The following is a 325-nucleotide window of genomic DNA, read 5'->3' as shown; positions in this document are numbered from 1 at the left end:
CCGAGGAGGGGTGTCGAAGGAAGCGTCCGTTCCTTGAGAACTCAACAGCGTGCCAAAAGTCAACGCCAGACATTACGTGGTGAACACCGCGTCCCTCCCTCCGATTCCGGAAGGAGCGACGCGGCCCCGGTTCCCCACACAACATCAAGCGAGGACGCTTCCGCGCCGGTCCCGGGCCATTCCCCCGGGGCGTTCGGCGCGGCTCCCCGCGAATGCGCCCCCCCGTGCGGGGGCGGCACAGCATTCACGGAGAGTTTGATCCTGGCTCAGGACGAACGCTGGCGGCGTGCTTAACACATGCAAGTCGAACGCCGGCCCTCGCCTT

Annotated in this window: 1 rRNA gene; it reads left to right on the top strand. The window is 66.2% G+C overall.

Annotated features, from left to right (window positions below):
• Positions 1 to 243 precede the first annotated feature (243 nt).
• A 16S ribosomal RNA gene (locus IF47_RS31325) occupies positions 244 to 325 on the top strand; the annotation flags it as partial.

This window comes from Streptomyces megasporus (assembly GCF_000718985.1).
Taxonomy (GTDB): domain Bacteria; phylum Actinomycetota; class Actinomycetes; order Streptomycetales; family Streptomycetaceae; genus Streptomyces; species Streptomyces megasporus.
This window is presented reverse-complemented; position numbering and strand designations above follow the sequence as displayed.